Source organism: Streptomyces sp. NPDC048172, assembly GCF_043202595.1.
Lineage (GTDB): Bacteria > Actinomycetota > Actinomycetes > Streptomycetales > Streptomycetaceae > Streptomyces.
Window position 1 is genome coordinate 1,092,096 of record NZ_JBIDAT010000001.1, and the last position, 16,250, is coordinate 1,108,345.

Genomic DNA, 16,250 nt, shown 5'->3' on the forward strand with positions numbered 1-16,250 from the left:
CGGGCTGACGGGCCTGACGCTAACCTACCAAACAATTGTTAGGGAGGCATCGTGGATCTCGAACCCAGCACCGCCGAGCGGGAGTTGCGCGCGGAGGCCCGCGCCTGGCTCGCCGCGCACGTGCCCGCCGTGCCGCTCCCGTCCCTGGAGACCGCCGAGGGCTTCGCCGCCCACCGCGCCTGGGAGCGCGAGCTGTACGACGGGGGCTGGTCGGTGCTCACCTGGCCGCGCGCCTACGGGGGGCGGGGGGCCACGCTCACCGAGTGGCTGGTCTTCGAGGAGGAGTACTACGCGGCGGGCGCCCCCGGCCGGGTCGGCCAGAACGGCGTCAACCTCCTCGCGCCGACCCTCTTCGCGCACGGCACGGAGGAGCAACTCGCGCGGATCCTCCCCCCGATGGCCTCCGGCGCGACCGTCTGGGCCCAGGCGTGGTCCGAGCCCGAGGCGGGCTCCGACCTCGCCTCGCTCCGCTCGCGCGCCGAACGCACGGCCGGGGGCTGGCTGCTGACCGGCCAGAAGACCTGGTCCTCGCGCGCCGCCTTCGCCGACCGCGCCTTCGGGCTCTTCCGCAGCGACCCCGCGCAGGAGCGGCACCGGGGCCTGACGTATCTGATGTTCCCGCTCGACGCCGAGGGCGTGACGGTGCGGCCCATCGGGCGGCTCGACGGCAAGCCCGCCTTCGCCGAGCTCTTCCTCGACGGGGTCTTCGTCCCCGACGCCGACGTGATCGGCGAGCCGGGCCAGGGCTGGCGCGCGGCGATGGCGACGGCGGGCAACGAGCGCGGCGTCACGCTCCGTTCGCCGGGCCGCTTCACGGCGTCGGCCGACCGGCTGCTCGCCCTCTGGCGCGAGCGCGGCGCCCCGGAGGCGTACCGGGACCGCGTCGCCGACGCCTGGAGCGCGGCCCGCGCCTACCAGCTCGCCGGGTACGCGGCGGCGTCCGGCGGCCCGCCGGGGCCAGCGGACGCGGGGGCGGGGGCCGCCGGATCCTCCATGAACAAGGTCTTCTGGTCCGAGCTCGACCTCGCCCTCCACGAGACGGCACGCGAACTGCGCGGCCCCGAAGGAGAGTTCGCGGAGGATCCCTGGACAGAGGGTTGGATTTTCGCTCTCGCGGGACCCGTCTACGCGGGAACGAACGAGATACAGCGCGACATCATCGCCGAGCGCGGGCTCGGCCTGCCGAGAGGACGCTGACGTGGACTTCCGGCCCGATGAGGACCACCGTACGTACGCCGCCACGGTGCGGCGGCTGCTCGACGACGCCGCGCCGCTGAAGGCCGACCGCGCCTGGGCGGCGGGCGACCCGGAGCAGGGCCGCGCGCTGTGGCGCTCCCTCGCGGATACGGGCCTGACGGCGCTCGCCGTGCCGGAGGAGGCGGACGGGCTCGGCTGGTACCCGCCCGAACTCGCCTCCGCCTTCCTGGAGATCGGCCGCGCGGGCGCCCCCGGACCGCTCGTCGAGACCGTCGCGGTCGCGGCGGGCCTCGGTCTGGCCCGCGCCGCGGGTGCCGGGAACCTGCCCTGGCTCCCCGGACTGCTCTCCGGCGAGCTCCTCGCCACCGTCGCCGACCCCGCCGCGCGGCACGCGCTCGACGCGCACGTCGCCGACGCCGCCTTCGCGCTCGCCGGGGACGGGCTCTGCCTCGCCATCCCCTCCGACGAGCCCGTGGCCTCCGTCGACCCGGCACGGCGCCTCGTCCGCGTCACGCCCTCGGAGCGCGTCGCGCCGGGCGCCGCCTCACGCGTACGGGAGCTGGCCACGCTGCTGACCGCCGCGCAGGCGCTGGGCGCGGGCCGGGCGCTGCTCGACGGCACGGTCGCACACGCCCAGGTCCGCGCCCAGTTCGGCCGCCCCATCGGCTCCTTCCAGGCCGTCAAGCACCGCCTCTCGACGATCGCCGTCGCGCTGGAGTACGCCGAGCCCCTGCTCTTCGCCGCGGCGCTGCGCGTACGGGGCGACGAGGCGGGCACCGACCCGCGCGACCTCCCGGCGGCGAAGGCCGCCTGCTGCGACGCCGCGTACGCCGCGGCCCGCGCCGCGCTCCAGGTCCACGGCGCCCTCGGCTACACCGACGAGTACGACCTCACCCTCCTCCTCCGCAAGGCCACGGCCCTCCGCTCCGCCTGGGGCACCCCCGACGCCTGCCGGGCCACGCTGGCGGACGCCTCACGGTGACGGGGCCCGGTGCTGCCGCACCGCTCCCGCATCTCCTTCCGGTGCACCTGGAAGGAGACCGACGTCCCGGACGTCACGCACGCTCACGGCCGACGCACCAACCGCCCGCCGCTGACGTGGTCAGGGAGCCGGGCGCCTGGGGTCGATCGGATCGTCCGAGACCACGGCGTCGGGGTCCTTCACGCCAAGCTGACGGCGTGTGGCCACGAACAATCTGCGCATCGCGTCTCTCAGCCGGTCTTCCACCGCACGGCCACCGTAATGACCGATGAGCTCGTCCGGACGGCCCTCGTGCACGGCGCGCACCCACCAGGCGTGGTGCTCGACTTCCCTGGCCGCCTGCTGGAGCTCCGCCGTCCCCAGGATGCGCAGCTGCTGCACCACGGACCGGAGCCGGGCGAGTTCGTCATCGACCTTCCTGCGCTGCTCGTCACGGTCCGCGAGCCGGTCGAGGCGATGGCTCAGATGAACGAGCTGCCGCACCGAGGCGGCGCACTCCTTGCACAGGTCGTAGAGCGACGCGTCCCAACGCACCGCCAGGGCATGCCGCTCCTTCCTCCTCTCCATCGCGTAGGCCGGGATGAGACCTACGGCGGCACCAACCACCACCAGCAGTACGCTCGTTGCCGTCGAGGAAGCATTCATGCCGGTCAGCAAACCGGGCGCTGGCCCACGGACACCAACCCGGCGAACCTATCCGGCCAGAGCGCTAGAGCAGGACGAAGCACCCCTTCTCCCGCAGGGCGTCCAGGAGGGGCAGGTGGGCGGGGTCCGGTTCGAGGGGGTTCCAGCGCAGGTCGAGCTTTTCGAGGGCCGGGAGCGCGGCGAGCCAGTGGGGGAGCGTGCGCAGGCGGTTGGCGCGCAGGTCCAGGTGGCGCAGGCGCGGCAGGCCCTCCAGCGGCGCGGGGACCTCGTCCAGCGCGTTCTCCCGGAGGTCGAGGTGGCGCAGCTCCGCCAGCGTGGAGACGGCGGCCGGGAGGGCGGTGAGCGCGTTGCCGCGCAGCCACAGTTCGCGCAGGGCGCGCAGGCCGCCGAGCGTCTCGGGGAGGGCGGTGAGGCGGTTGTGCGGGGCGCGCAGCTCGACGAGCGAGGCGAGCGCGCCGAGGCTCTCGGGGAGGCGGGTGAGCCGGTTCTCGCCGACGTTGAGATAACGGAGCGCGGAGAGGCGGCCCAGCGACGCGGGCAGCGCGGTGAGCCGGTTGGCGTGCAGATAGAGGCAGTCGGCCAGCGGCAGCCCCGTCAGCTCGTCCGGGACCCCGGTGAGGAGGTTGTGGCCGAGGTCGAGCGTACGGAGACGGGTGAGGCGACCCAGTCCGGGCGGCACCCGCGTCAGCGCGTTGTCGGCGAGGATCAGCACGCGCAGCTCCGTACGCTCCCAGAGGGAGTCGGGGAGCGTGCCGAGCCCGTGCCGCCACAGGTCGAGGCTGGCGGAGCCCTTGGCCGTCGTCACGCCGTGGAGCCCCCGTCCACCGCGAACTCGGCCCCCGTCACGTACGAGGAGGCGTCCGAGGCGAGGAAGAGCACCAGCCCCGTCACGTCGCGCGGGGCCCCGATCCGCCCCAGCGGCACGCGCGCGCCCGCGCCCTCGACGCCCGCGATCATCGGGGTGTCGACGGCGCCGGGGTGCACGGAGTTGACCCGTATCCCCTCGGGCGCGAGGTCGAGCGCCGCCGACCTGGTCAGGCCCCGCAGCCCGAACTTCGTCGCCCCGTAGGCGCTGTGGCCCGGGATGCCGGTGAGCCCCGCCGTGGAGGAGATGTTGACGACCGAGCCGCCGCCCGCCTCGCGCAGCGCGGGCAGCACGGCCTGGATGCCGAGGAACGGCCCGAGGAGATTGACGTCCAGCAGCGCCCTGAACCCCTCCTCCGTCTGCTCCCCGACGGGCGCGGTACGCCACAGCCCCGCGTTGTTGACCAGCACGTCGATCCGCCCGAACCGGGCGCGGGCCGCGTCCGTGACACGGGCCCAGCCCGCCGCCGAGGCGACGTCGTGCGGCACGAACACCGCCTCGTCCAGCTCGCCCGCGACCGCGGCGCCGCCCGCCTCGTCCAGGTCCGTGAGGACGAGCGCGGCGCCGGCGGCGGCGAGCGTACGGGCGTGCGCCGCGCCCTGCCCGCGTGCCGCGCCCGTGACGACGGCGACGCGCCCCGTCAGATCGAACTCCATGCGCTGTTCCTAACAGGAATACCCCGAGGGAGGAAGAGCGGTGGTCTCCCGGCGTAGAGTCGCCGCGTGGCACGAAAGCGTGAGTCCGAGGACGGGCGGCCGTTGCCGCCGACGAGCTGGGCCGTGCTGGGGCTGCTCTCCTTCGAGAGGGAGCTGTCCGGCTACGACCTGAAGAAGTGGGCCGACAAGTCCCTCGGCTTCTTCTACTGGTCGCCGTCCTTCAGCCAGATCTACAGCGAGCTGAAGCGGCTGGAAGGTGCCGGGTACGTCACCTCGCGGACCGTTCCGCAGGCGACCGGCAACCGGGACAAGCGGGTCTACGCGATCACGGACGAGGGACGTGCGGCGGTACGCGCATGGGCCCGCGGCGCGCCCGTCGAGCCGCCCGTCCTCAAGCACGGGGTCATGCTCCGCCTCTGGCTCGGCCACCTGCTCGAACCGGGTGCCGCGGGCGATGTCCTCCGCGAACATCAGGCGTACGCGGAGAAGATGCGCGAGCGCGCGGCGGCGGACGCGGACGCCGCCCGCGACGACCCCTCCTGGGCCTACCCCGAACTCGTCCTCCGCTGGTCCGAGCGCTACTACGAGGCCGAACGCGACCTCGCCGCCCGCATGCTCGAAGACCTGGAAGACCTCAACCGCTGACCGCCGGGCACGCCCTCCAGGGGCGCGGGGAACTGCGCGCCCGGCCCCGAAACACGCGCGTCCCGCGACGCACGCCAAGGGGCAGCCCCTGCCCGGCCGCTGCCGGGTGCGGGTGCGCGGTGGCTGGGCGCGCAGTTCCCCGCGCCCCTATCGGGGCACGTCTCATTGCCGCTGGCGCGGACAGGCGTCAGCTCTTGCGTAGCGCCGCTGCGATATGGGCGGCGGCAGTCGAGAGGTGGCGGCGGACCTCGCGGAGCTGGTCGTCGGTGACGCCGTTGTCGCGGGCGGTGTCGCGGACGTCGTCGCGGAAGCGGTCGAGCGCGCGCTCCAGGTCCCTCGCCGGATCGCCAGAGGCCTCCTCGGCCTCCTCGGGCGCGGGCTCCGGCTCTTCCGGGGCCGGGCGGACGTACGGCGGCCAGCTCGTGGTGTGGCCCGCGACGCGGCCCAGGTTGCCCATCTCGCGGGAGAGTTCGGACATGCCCTCACGGACGGCGCCCTGCCAGTCCCCGGACCGCATGTGCGACTGGATCTGGTCCTGCACCTGGCGCGCGATGCGCTGCACCTCCTCCACCGCCTCCGTGTGCGCCTCACGCTCCTTGCGGGCGCGGCGGCGTGCCTGCTGGGCCTCCTGCTTGGCCTTGCGGGCCTGTTCCTTCCACTCGTCCTTGGCCCGCCGCATCTCCTCCTTGGCCGTCTTCCACGACTCCCAGTCCCCGGAGACGGCCTCCTCGCCGGAGGCGGAGCCCGCGCTGCGCGCCTGTTCGCGCATCTCGCGGCGGAGGTCGTCCGCGGAGCCGCTGACGTCCTCGCGGAGGTCGGCGGCGAGCGCGGAGAGGGAGTCGCGGATCTCGATCTCCAGCTCGGCCAGTTCGGCCTGGCGGCTGGCGAGCTCGGCGCGGCCCGCCTCCGTGATCGCGTAGACCTTCCGGCCGCCCTCGGTGGTGTGGCTGACGAGGCCCTCGGCCTCCAGCTTGGCGAGGCGCGGGTAGACGGTCCCGGCCGAGGGCGCGTACAGCCCCTGGAAGCGCTCTTCGAGCAGCCGGATCACCTCGTAGCCGTGCCGGGGCGCCTCGTCCAGCAGCATCAGCAGGTAGAGGCGGAGACGTCCGTGGGCGAAGACGGGGGGCATGTCACAGGTCCTTCGGTGCAGTGGGGGCCGCAGAGGGTGCCGCGGGCGCATCCGGAGTATCACCTTCCGCGCCGCTCGGCGGCACATCGGGGCCGGGTGGCTCCTCCTTCGGGCGCTTCAGCAGCGCGAGGCCGCCCGAGACGGTCTCGGCCCGCAGCGTCCCGGCGCCCGCGCCGAGCGTGCCGTGCGCCTGGCGCACGCCCCACTGCCCGTCGGTGCGCAGCTCGGGGAAGGCGCTGGAGAGACCGCCGCTGGTGGTACGCGCCTCCACGGCGGCGTCCACGTCCTCCGGCAGCCGTATGGCGACCTCGCCGGAGACCGTCGTCAGCTTGATGTCCGCCTCGCGGGGCGCGTCCGGGCCGACGTCCAGCACCACGGAGCCGCTGACCGTCTCGGCGTGGACGTGCGAGCCCCCGTCGATGAAGGTGAGGTCCCCGGAGACGGAGTGGAAGCGGAGCGGGCCCGTCACCCGCTGGGCCTCCACGGCGCCGGAGACGGTCTCGGCGCGCACGGGGCCCGCGAGCCCGACGAGGGTCGAGTCGCCGGAGACGCCGCGCACGTCCGTACGCCCGCGCATCCCGGAGACGACCGCGCTGGCCCCGACCACGCCCACGTTGAGCGAGGCGCGCGCGGGGACGGAGACCGAGACCTCCACCGAGCGCCGCCAGCCCTTGCGGTCGAGCCACTTGAGGAAGCCCTTCCACGGCAGGTCCTCGTACGCGACGACGAGCTTGCCGCCCTCGCGCGTGACGACCAGTGCCGGGCCCTCGACCGCGCCGATCTCCAGCCGGGTGGCGGGCTCGTCGGTCCCCACGACGTTCACCGTCCCGTTGACGGCGCGGACATGCAGCTCCGTCACGGATTCCGTGAACTCGATCTTCTGCGGCTCGGAGATCTGCCACGAGTGTTCGGCGGGCACGGTGGCCTCCCGGGCGTAGGCGTAGGCGTGGACGAACGACGACACGACGACATATCGCGTCTCTGGGGAGACACGATATGTCGCGTATCGCGTTGTGGCAAGAAGCCCGGAGTTCTCCGTGCGGACGACGTCAGTCGTCCTCGTCCTCCTCGTCGTCCAGCCGGGCCAGCCACGTCGCCAGGCGCTCGACCGGGACCTCGAAGTCCGGGTTGAGGTCGACGAACGTCCGTAGCTGCTCGGCCAGCCACTCGAAGCTGACCTCCTCCTCGCCACGCCTCTTGGCGAGCTCCTCGATGCCACGGTCGGTGAAGTACACGGCTGGCTCCTGGTCGGGAAACGGGGTTCCGGGATTCGGGGGTTCCGGGGTTCCGGGGTTCCGGGGTTCCGCACCAGGGTATGCGGGCGCGCGGGTGCGGACTTCGACCTAGGTCCAAGTCCGGACCCCGCTCGGCCGTTGTCCCGATGCGGCGCCCGTACCCGCGTCGCCAGGATGGTCGTCATGTCTTCCTCAACCGCCTCCCCCGCGGAGGACACGGCGGACGGGGGCCCGGACGGCCCGGGCGGGCGCGTGCCCGCGCCGCGCGCCTGGGCCGTCGTCCTCGCCTCCAGCATCGGCCAGTTCCTCGTGGTGCTGGACGTGTCCGTGGTGAACGTCGCGCTGCCCGGCATCCGCGACGGCCTCGGCCTCAGCCCCTCCGCGCTGCAGTGGGTCGTGAACGCCTACGCGCTGACGTTCGCGGGCTTCCTGCTCCTCGGCGGGCGCGCCGCCGACCTGTTCGGGCGCAAGCCCGTGTATCTGACGGGCCTCGGGCTCTTCACCGCCGCCAGCCTCGCGGGCGGGCTCGCGCAGGACCCGGGGACGCTGATCGCCGCGCGGGCCGCGCAGGGCGTCGGCGCCGCCGTGCTGGCGCCCGTCACGCTCTCGCTGCTGACCTCCACCTTCCCCGAGGGCCCCGCGCGGACCCGGGCCATCGCGACCTGGGCCGCGGTGGGCACGGCGGGCGGCGCCGCGGGCGGCCTCGTCGGCGGGCTGCTGACCGACCTGCTCTCCTGGCGCTGGGTGCTGCTCGTCAACGTGCCGGTCGGCGCCGTGGTCGTGGCCCTCGTCGCCGTGTCGCTGCGCGAACGCCACGAGCGCACCGGCCGCGGCCTCGACCTGCCGGGCGCCGCGCTGGTGACGGTCGGCGTCGCGGCCCTCGCGTACGGGATCGGGCAGACGGAGTCGCACGCCTGGGACGCGCCGGGGACGCTGCTGCCGCTCGTGGGCGGGCTGCTCGCGCTGGCCGCCTTCGTGGCGGTGGAGAAGCGCAGCGCCGAACCGCTGGTGCCGCTCGGCCTGTTCAGGCTGCGCAGCGTGACGGCGGGGAACCTGGTGACGCTCGTCAGCATGGTCGGCGGCTTCGCGATGTGGTACTTCCTCTCGCTCTACATGCAGAACGTCCTCGGCTACAGCGCGGTGCGCGCCGGGCTCTCGTTCCTGCCGCACACGCTCGCGATCATCGCGGGCTCGAAGGCGGCGCCCCGGCTGATGGCCCGGTTCGGGAGCCGGACGATGATCGCCGCCGGCGGTGTGACGGCCGCTGCGGGCTTCGCGTGGCAGGGGCTGGCGCTCGACGCGGACGGCACGTTCCTCGGCACGATCCTGGGCCCGGCCGTGGTGATGGCGGGCGGCTTCGGGCTGCTCATGACGCCGATGACGGACGCCGCGACGACGGGGACGGCGCCCGAGGAGGCCGGGGTCGTCGCCGGACTCGTCAACACCTCACGCCAGATCGGCAGCGCCCTCGGCCTGACGATCCTGGGCACGGTCTCCGCGCACGCGACGGACGGCGGGACGACGAAGGGCGCGGCGGCCGACGGCTACGCCGCCGCCTTCCTCGCGGCCTCGGCGATCACCGCGGCGGCGATGCTCCTCGTCGCGCTGCTGCCCCGCCCGGCACCGGCCGTACGGCCGCGGACGTAGCGCACCGGGGGGCTACGTCCGAGAGGGGCTAAGTCCGGGAGGGGCTACGTCCGCTTCTTCCCCACCGTGTCGCTCGCGGCGCCCACCGCGACGCCGAGCACGATGAGGAGGACGCAGACGTAGACCTCGTAACCGTGCAGGAAGCCGATCTTGTGCACCACCGTCCACGGGGTCCACCAGCCGTCGGTGAACTCGCTGAGGAGCCCACCGACGCCCTGGGCCAGCAGGACGAAGCACGCGAAGCCGAGCAGATTCTTCATGGCTCCAGGCTGCTGACCGGCGGCGTCGCGCGGTATCGGGCGGAGGGCGCCGGGAGTGCGACCAAAGTCGCGGACCCGGCGCCGCGGTGTCCTCCCAAGGTCTACGGAGGGCACGCGGGACGTCCTGACGGCGCCGTGCGCACGTAGATTCGCCGTATGCACAGCACGGGAGACAGCGGTACAGCGGACAGCGGTACGGGAGGCGGAGGCGGAGGCGGACGCGAACGCCGTACGAGGCGGGAGTGGGCCGCCGACATCGGCGCGTTCCTCTTCGCCGCCTGCTTCCTGGTGCTCACCTCCGACCGGGTCGTGATCGGTTCCGATCTCTCGGACAAGGCGCTGCTGCTGGAGCAGGTCGCGGGCGCGGGTGCCTGCGCGGCGCTCTTCTGGCGGCGCCGCTGGCCCGTGCAGCTCGCCGTAATCCTGCTGATCCTCGGGCCCTTCGGGCACTTCTTCACCGGCGCCTGCCTCGTCGCGCTCTTCACCGCCGTCTCGCAGCGGGGGCCGCGCGTCGCGAAGTGGCTGGCCGTGATGGCGCTCGCGCCCGTGCTGATCTTCCTCGCGGACAGCCCGCGCGCCGACGACCCGAAGACCGAGTCCTCGGTGACCTACTTCACGCTGCTCGCCTGCGCGATCGGCTGGGGCCTCTACGTCCGCGCGCGCCGCGCCGCGCGCGCCGAACGCGCCGCACGCGTCGCCTCCGAGGCGCGGCGGGAGGCCCGCGAGGACATCGCGCGCGAGATGCACGACGTGCTCGCGCACCGGCTGTCGCTGCTGAGCGTCCACGCGGGCGCGCTGGAGTTCAACCCGGGCGGCGACCCCGCGCAGGTGAAGCGGGCCGCCGGGGTGATCAGGGAGAGCGCGCACCAGGCGCTGGAGGACCTGCGGGAGATCATCGGCGTGCTGCGCTCGCCCGGGGAGACCGACCGGCCGCAGCCCGTCCTCGCCGACCTGGAGCAGCTGGTGGCCGAGTCCCGCGAGGGCGGGCTGCGCGTGACCGTACGGGAGGAGGTCGCGGACGCGGCGGCGGCGCCCCCGGTCGCGGGGCGTACGGCCTACCGGGTCGTGCAGGAGGGCCTGACCAACGTCCGCAAGCACGCGCCCGACGCGCCCGTGACCCTCGCGGTGCGCGGCGCGGCGGGGGAGGGCCTCAGCGTCGAGCTCCGCAACCCCGCCGGACCCGGCGGCCACGGCGGCTCGAACTCGGGGATCCCCGGCGCGGGCCAGGGCCTCATCGGCCTCGCCGAACGCGCCTCCCTCGCGGGCGGCCGCCTCGAACACGGCTGGGACGACAGCGGCTTCCGCCTCTACGCCTGGCTGCCCTGGCCCGACTGAACCCAGGGCCCGCTCCTTCAGCGCGCGCGCCCGTCAGCGCCCCCTACTCGGAAGCGGGCCGGTCCGTGCCCTCGGCGCGGTCGATCGCCTCGGTGGCCCGGTCCCCGGACTCCCGCAGCGCGTGCGCGCGTTCCAGCAGGCCGTGGACCTCGGTGATCAGGGCCGACGCGTCGGCGTAACCCCGCGCGCGCAGTTCCTCGATACGGCGGGGGCTGAAGTCCAGCAGCGCGCCGATGCTGCCCAGGCGGTGCCGCGGATGCTCCACGATGTTCTCGGTCGGCCGGATCTCCAGAGGAACGCAGTCGGGGTACGCGGCGCCGTCCCACACCAGCCCGTTGCCCAGGTGCACCACGACGGCGCCGGTGCAGCCCGTCTCGGTGGCCAGTGGACGGAGAGGAACGTTGTCGGCGAGGGCGCCGTCCCGGTAGGGGCGGCCGGCGACCTGCTGCGGCGCGAAGACCCCGGGCAGGGCGGCGCTCGCGAGCAGAGCGCCGTGCACGTCGTCGCCGCGCATCCGCTGGACGTGGAACCACTCGGCCTCGGCGCCCGCGGCGGACCGGGAGAGATCGACCAGCCAGCCGAGGCCCCGCCAGCCGGTGGCCGAGGGGAAGGCCGCCACCCACAGGTCGGGTCCGCTCAGCAGCGCCTCGGGGTCGACCCACTCGTCGAGCAGTCCCTCGATGAAGTCGGACCGCAGGATGGGGCTGCGTCTGCGCTGGAGCAGCTCCAGCAGGCCGGGCGGGGGAGATTCGGCGCTGTCCGGCACGGAGAGTCGCGCCACGTCGTCCGGGAAGGCATCGGAGGTGCGCTCTCCGATGTCCCTCCACACCTCGCGCAACCGGGACGCGCCCTCGGCGAGGTCGGGGGCGGCGGCGAGCACCGCGGCGTTCAGGGCGCCGATGCTGGTTCCCGCCAGGGCACTCGGCCTCAGCCCGGCCTCGGCGAGGCGTTCCACCACGCCGACCTGGTAGGCGCCCTTCGCGCCGCCTCCGGCCAGCACGAGCCCCCAGCTGGGTCCGGGCAGCGGGGCGTCGGGTGCCGTCGTGACGTCGGGCGGAGCGCTCTCCTCCCGGACGGACGGCCCGGAGGGTTCCGTACGCGGGACGGGCACCGCCCCGTGGAGTGCCGGCGCGGAGGCGGGCGCGGAGCCGGGCGCGGGCTCGGCGGGGCCGCTGTGCAGCGCCTCGCGGACCGCGATGTTGGCCGCGGCCGTGGCGGCGACGACCTGTTGGACGAAGACACGCGGATGCATGGTGAGGCTGAGCCGGGGCTGGTGGTGACGCGCCTCGGCCACCGCCCGCTCCACGCTGTCCGGGGCTCCGGGGGAAGCGGCGGCCAGGGTCACGCACCGGCCGACGGCGAACGGGAGGGGGTGCTCACGCCGTTCGGCCTCGGTCAGGAGCGCGAAGGGCCGGACGAGCTCGGCGAGCACGGGTCGGTCGGGAGGGTCCAGCCGGAGGCAGGGGGCGAGGACTTCCTCATGCAGCAGAGCGAGCAGGGGCAGCTGGGTACGCGGACCGATGAGGATCTTGTTGACGATCCGGGGCCGGTACGTCTCGCCGCCGGTGCGGAACTCGTGCTCGCCGACGGCACCCCGGTAGATCTCCTGGACCAGCAGGACGATCTGGAGCGCCCAGGGCAGACCGCGGTAGGTCTCCTTCGCGGACCACGCGTCGATCAGCTGGTCCAGGTGGCGCTCGGCGTCGCACCGGAGCTGCTGCTCCACGCAGAGGGTGTGCAGCTTGACGAGGCTCGCGTCGAGCGTCTGGAACCGGGCGTCCTGCGCCTGCCCCAGCGCGCTGAGGTCCTGGCGGATCTCCGTCACCACGTCTCCGGCGCGGGCCAGGGCCAGATTGGACGCCACTCCCTGTGCGGTCAGCTCCTCGATGCGGTTCGTCAGGATCCGCTGCGTCTCCACCACGTTCTGGTTGAGCAGCGGCTGGGCGTCCAGCCCGAGGGCTCGGGTGAAGAAGGTCCGGAAGAACCCGTCGTCGCGCCGGAAGCGGGTGAGATCCGAGGAGACGGTGAGGCAGTTGACCAGCGTCAGCAGCTCCTCGTCCGTCACGAGCGGGATGCTCTTGGCGACCTCGGAGAGCGCTCGGGGAACGGGGCTGGGCGTGTCGGTCATGGTCACACCCCGTCCTGGGCCGAGGTGATCGACATGAGGCCGTCGCGGAACCCCTCCGCCACGGTGATCTCGCCCTGGAGATCCTTGTGGAAGTCGTCGATCCGCTCGACCCAGCGTCCTGTCGCGTCGTGCTCCCGCTCGCGGTCCTTGAGGGAGCCGACGAGCGCCTCGCGGTACTTCTGGAGGTAGTGGTTGAGCCCCGTGTAGTAGGCGTTCACATTGTGGGAGAGATCGTCGGTCAGATAGGTGTCGAACTCTGTTCCCATGGTGCTGAGCTTGCGTCCGACCTCCTCCGTGAGCTGGTCGCGTACCTGGGTAACGTCAAGGCGGTGGAAGGACCTCCGCTCCTGCGTGCGGTAGGGCTCACGGTAGGTGGCCCGCCCCAGCCAGAGCGTGTACCAGGTCCGGCGGCGCAGCGTCTTCTCCACCGCGACCTCGACCATGCGTTGCTCGCTGTGCACCGGAATGGGCGCCCACGCGTCGATGTCCTCGGAGAACTCCGCCTGGGGCACGTCGAACCTGACGTCGAACGTGGTCTCCAGCCGGCGATTCGCCTCGTTGAGAATGGGTTTCAGGCGTGCGCCATGGCGGCTGACTTCGGCGCCGACACGCTCTTTCACCGCGCCTACGGCCTCGTCCCGGGCCTCCTTGAGCGCGGCGTCCACCTGCTCGATGAAGGGCTCGGTGAGCGCGTACAGATACCGCTGCGCATCATCCACGGAGTCGAACTCCAGGGTGTCCACATCCGTGGTGCGCCGGTCCGGGCGGAGCTGCAGGGTGAGCTGCCTGACGTCGCCGTACAGCCCGGCCGGCTCGCCGGTCACCGAGATTTCCTGGACGATCCGCGCGCACTCCTTCTGCGCCTTGCGCAGGATCTTTCCGACCTTGGCGCGGAGCTTGTCGGCGACGGCGGCGGTGTTGTCGAGCTCGGTGCGGATCTCCGCGACGGTCCGCAGATCCTCGTCCAGCCGCCCGATCTCGTCGGCCACCGCCTCACGGCTGGTCTCCAGCGCCGCTCGCCGCAGCTGCACATCGGCGGCCAGCTCGCTCATCCCGGCCAGCGCCCGGTGCAGCGCGCCGCGCAGGACACGGGAGCCCGCCTGCGAGCGCAGCACCGTGATCGCCTGGCGGAGGAAGTCGTCCAGCCCGGACTTGGCCCGTGCCCTCTCGGCAAGCTTTCTGACGTCGTCGACAGATGCCTCGGCGAGCAGTTCCTCCCACTCGAAGGAGTGCACCAGCTCGTAGAGAGCCTGGACGTCCCCGCTGGTACGGGGATCGAAGCTGCCGGGGCGCCGTGCCTCCACCTCCTTGATCTCGTCCAGGACACGTGCTGCCAGCAGGGCGCGGACGGCGACCATCTCGAAGACGCGGTCGGCCGCCTGCGCGTCGTCGACCAGGTCGAGGTCGTGGATGACGAAGTCGCGCAGCTGGTCCCGCGTCATGTCGCCGTCCGCCACCCGCCGCTGATCGACCTTGTTCACCACGGCGAACAACTGGTCCCTGCGGAGCACCGACAGCGCCGGACCCATGGTCTCCTTGATCTCGACGGCCGCGGTGCTGTTGAGCTTGGTGAAATCCAGCACGACCAGGATGACCGAGCACTTCTCCAACTGCCCGCGCAGCACCTCCGACAGCCTCAGTCCGCTGCTCGCCTCGTCCGGCCCTGGGGTGTCGACCAGGACGAGGCGGCCGAAGGCGTCGCCGGCGTCGGTTCCGGACCACTGGTGCGCGGCGGTGATCCGGGGCACCGCGTGCAGCCGTTCGGCCATCGGGAACGGCTGGCGGAGTTCGGCCGCGAGCCTGGCCACGTCGTTGTACGCGGCGAGCGCGCCGCGGATGTCCTCCAGGCCGACGAAGGCCGGCCGGTCCCGGTCCGCCAGCCAGTCCTCCTGGATCGAGTCGAGCAACGGCGCGAGGTACGGGTAGCGCCCGCTCATACGGTCGCGGAAGTGCGGGTCCCCGTTGACCGGATCCAGCTCGTCCTCGATCCGGCGGACCGCCTCCCGGAACAGCTCGCGGTCACGGGAGTCGACGGTGAGCGTCGGCTGCCGGTGCCCGGGCGACGTGGACAGCACGATCTCGGTGGGCAGCGTCGTCATCGCCGCGGCCCGGCTGGGCACCAGGTCGGAGCCGACCAGGGCGTTCACGATGGTGGACTTCCCGGCCTTCATCGGCGCGACGACCGCCATCCGCAGTTCCAGGTCCCGCACGGACTGCTGCGCACCGGAGATCGTCTCGGTCAGGTCCGCGTATCCATGGGTGCCCTCCCTGTGCAACTCGCTCTCGGCGCGCTGGAACAGGGCCGCCACGCGGGAGAGCAGGTCCGTCACATCCTGATGGAGCGCTCCCAGCCGGTCGGACAGCCTGGGATCCTCGTGAACCATCGTCAAACTCCCCCTGCGCGACTCCTTGATCGGCGGGCAATCTTATGGGGCGTCAGGCAACGAGGTAAACAGTGCGTCAAATGGCCGGGAGCCGCCGTCGGCGGACCGGGGCGAAGAGGGCTTCGGCCTTCGAGGGCCTCAGTCTTCGGAGGGCCCGGCGGGTCCCGCCTTCCGGACGTCCTCCCCGGCCTCCGCCACGAGGTGTGCGAGGGCCTGGACGAAGCCCGTCTCGCCCGTCGTCCGCCACACCAGGACCCACTCGGTGGGCGGCGCGTCGTCGATGGGGAGGAAGACGATGTCGGGGCGGGCGTAGTACCGCGCGGCCTGGGCGTGCGCGGGCGACAGTGCCTCGCCCGTGGAGACCGCGCCCAGCAGTTCCTGGAGCGTGGAGATCACCGGGCCGCGGCGGATCGGCCGTCCCGAGGGCGCGTGGCGGGGGAGCTTGGCGTCGAACCAGTAGTCGGGCGCCGTCGGCGGCAGGTCGATGAGGACGTGGTCCGCCATGTCCTCGTACGTCACCGAGGTACGGGAGGCGAGCGGGTGTTCGGCGTTCACGGCGAGGACCAGCGTCTCGCGGAAGAGGACCGGGCCGACCGTCAGATCGGGCTCGCGCACCGGCAGCCAGGTGACCTGCACATCGACGTCGCCCGCGCGCAGCGGGCCGAAGGGGTCGCTCATGTGGGCCTCGCGTATCCGCAGCTCGCAGCCCGGGTAGCGGGTGCGGAACGCGGCGAGCGTATGGCGGATCTCGTGCCCGACGGCGCCCATGATGCCGAGCCGCAGCACCCCGTTGCGCCCCTGCGCGGCGAGCGCGGCGCGCTCCAGGCCGTCCTGGAGGCCCTGGTAGACCGGGCGCAGGTCCTCGACCAGCTTGGCGCCGATCGGCGTGAGCTCCACGCGCCTGCTGGACCGCTCGAAGAGCGTCGCGCCGATGCGGCGCTCCTGCTTCTTGACGGCCTGGCTCACGCGCGCCTGCGAGACGTGCAGCCGCTCGGCCGTCCGCCCGAAGTGCAGCTCCTCGGCCAGGGTCAGCAAGATCTCGATGTCCCGCAGCTCCACCGCGTCACCCCTGTCCTCCGCACGTGCACCGAATCGATAACCGGAAGATTATCGAACCTTGCGCGATCGGCCGTTGTTCGCGT

Annotated in this window: 15 protein-coding genes; 5 read left to right on the top strand and 10 right to left on the bottom strand. The window is 73.2% G+C overall.

Annotated elements, in window-relative coordinates; all coding sequences use genetic code 11:
• The first annotated feature begins 51 nt into the window (after positions 1-51).
• Positions 52-1,197, top strand: a complete 1,146-nt coding sequence (locus ACGF3A_RS05015; protein ID WP_393725844.1) for an acyl-CoA dehydrogenase family protein — start codon at positions 52-54, stop codon at positions 1,195-1,197.
• Between the two features lies 1 nt (position 1,198).
• Positions 1,199-2,179, top strand: coding sequence for an acyl-CoA dehydrogenase family protein (locus ACGF3A_RS05020; protein ID WP_393725846.1), 981 nt, complete (start codon positions 1,199-1,201; stop codon positions 2,177-2,179).
• A 120-nt stretch (positions 2,180-2,299) separates the two neighbouring features.
• Here ACGF3A_RS05020 and ACGF3A_RS05025 read toward each other — a convergent pair whose 3' ends face one another.
• The 3 genes from ACGF3A_RS05025 to ACGF3A_RS05035 all read right to left on the bottom strand — a co-directional run bounded on the left by ACGF3A_RS05025 (position 2,300) and on the right by ACGF3A_RS05035 (position 4,345).
• The gene (locus tag ACGF3A_RS05025; RefSeq protein WP_393725848.1) at positions 2,300-2,824 is read right to left on the bottom strand and encodes a hypothetical protein; all 525 of its coding nucleotides are present in this window, start codon (positions 2,822-2,824) and stop codon (positions 2,300-2,302) included.
• A 64-nt stretch (positions 2,825-2,888) separates the two neighbouring features.
• Positions 2,889-3,629 carry a leucine-rich repeat domain-containing protein gene (locus tag ACGF3A_RS05030; RefSeq protein ID WP_393725850.1) on the bottom strand — a complete coding sequence of 247 codons (741 nt, stop codon included), beginning with the start codon at positions 3,627-3,629 and terminating at the stop codon, positions 2,889-2,891.
• Positions 3,626-4,345: an SDR family NAD(P)-dependent oxidoreductase gene (locus tag ACGF3A_RS05035; RefSeq protein ID WP_393725852.1), complete on the bottom strand. Its 720-nt coding sequence runs from the start codon at positions 4,343-4,345 to the stop codon at positions 3,626-3,628. Before ACGF3A_RS05035 ends, ACGF3A_RS05030 begins: the two co-directional genes overlap by 4 nt.
• Positions 4,346-4,411: 66 nt before the next feature.
• On the opposite strand from ACGF3A_RS05035, the gene ACGF3A_RS05040 reads away from it, so the two are divergent.
• Positions 4,412-4,990 (top strand): PadR family transcriptional regulator, encoded by a 579-nt coding sequence (locus tag ACGF3A_RS05040; protein WP_393725854.1) that lies wholly within the window; start codon positions 4,412-4,414, stop codon positions 4,988-4,990.
• A gap of 187 nt (positions 4,991-5,177) precedes the next feature.
• On the opposite strand, the gene ACGF3A_RS05045 is transcribed toward ACGF3A_RS05040, so the two are convergent.
• The 3 genes from ACGF3A_RS05045 to ACGF3A_RS05055 all read right to left on the bottom strand — a co-directional run bounded on the left by ACGF3A_RS05045 (position 5,178) and on the right by ACGF3A_RS05055 (position 7,354).
• Positions 5,178-6,119 carry a helix-turn-helix transcriptional regulator gene (locus ACGF3A_RS05045; RefSeq protein ID WP_393725855.1) on the bottom strand — a complete coding sequence of 314 codons (942 nt, stop codon included), beginning with the start codon at positions 6,117-6,119 and terminating at the stop codon, positions 5,178-5,180.
• Position 6,120: 1 nt separating this feature from the next.
• The gene (locus ACGF3A_RS05050) at positions 6,121-7,038 is read right to left on the bottom strand and encodes a DUF4097 domain-containing protein (protein ID WP_393727155.1); all 918 of its coding nucleotides are present in this window, start codon (positions 7,036-7,038) and stop codon (positions 6,121-6,123) included.
• Positions 7,039-7,168: 130 nt separating this feature from the next.
• Positions 7,169-7,354, bottom strand: a complete 186-nt coding sequence (locus ACGF3A_RS05055; RefSeq protein ID WP_393725857.1) for a DUF6104 family protein — start codon at positions 7,352-7,354, stop codon at positions 7,169-7,171.
• 183 nt (positions 7,355-7,537) lie between these two features.
• On the opposite strand from ACGF3A_RS05055, the gene ACGF3A_RS05060 reads away from it, so the two are divergent.
• On the top strand, positions 7,538-9,001 hold the full coding sequence (locus ACGF3A_RS05060) for an MFS transporter (RefSeq protein WP_393725859.1): 1,464 nt from the start codon (positions 7,538-7,540) through the stop codon (positions 8,999-9,001).
• A 44-nt stretch (positions 9,002-9,045) separates the two neighbouring features.
• On the opposite strand, the gene ACGF3A_RS05065 is transcribed toward ACGF3A_RS05060, so the two are convergent.
• Positions 9,046-9,261 carry a hypothetical protein gene (locus ACGF3A_RS05065; RefSeq protein WP_393725861.1) on the bottom strand — a complete coding sequence of 72 codons (216 nt, stop codon included), beginning with the start codon at positions 9,259-9,261 and terminating at the stop codon, positions 9,046-9,048.
• A 156-nt stretch (positions 9,262-9,417) separates the two neighbouring features.
• On the opposite strand from ACGF3A_RS05065, the gene ACGF3A_RS05070 reads away from it, so the two are divergent.
• Positions 9,418-10,596, top strand: coding sequence for a sensor histidine kinase (locus ACGF3A_RS05070; RefSeq protein ID WP_393725863.1), 1,179 nt, complete (start codon positions 9,418-9,420; stop codon positions 10,594-10,596).
• A 43-nt stretch (positions 10,597-10,639) separates the two neighbouring features.
• Here ACGF3A_RS05070 and ACGF3A_RS05075 read toward each other — a convergent pair whose 3' ends face one another.
• The 3 genes from ACGF3A_RS05075 to ACGF3A_RS05085 form a co-directional block, all read right to left on the bottom strand.
• Positions 10,640-12,724, bottom strand: a complete 2,085-nt coding sequence (locus tag ACGF3A_RS05075) for a patatin-like phospholipase family protein (RefSeq protein ID WP_393725865.1) — start codon at positions 12,722-12,724, stop codon at positions 10,640-10,642.
• A gap of 2 nt (positions 12,725-12,726) precedes the next feature.
• Positions 12,727-15,108, bottom strand: coding sequence for a dynamin family protein (locus tag ACGF3A_RS05080; protein WP_393725867.1), 2,382 nt, complete (start codon positions 15,106-15,108; stop codon positions 12,727-12,729).
• Between the two features lie 138 nt (positions 15,109-15,246).
• Positions 15,247-16,167, bottom strand: a complete 921-nt coding sequence (locus tag ACGF3A_RS05085) for a LysR family transcriptional regulator (RefSeq protein ID WP_393725869.1) — start codon at positions 16,165-16,167, stop codon at positions 15,247-15,249.
• Positions 16,168-16,250: the final 83 nt, after the last annotated feature.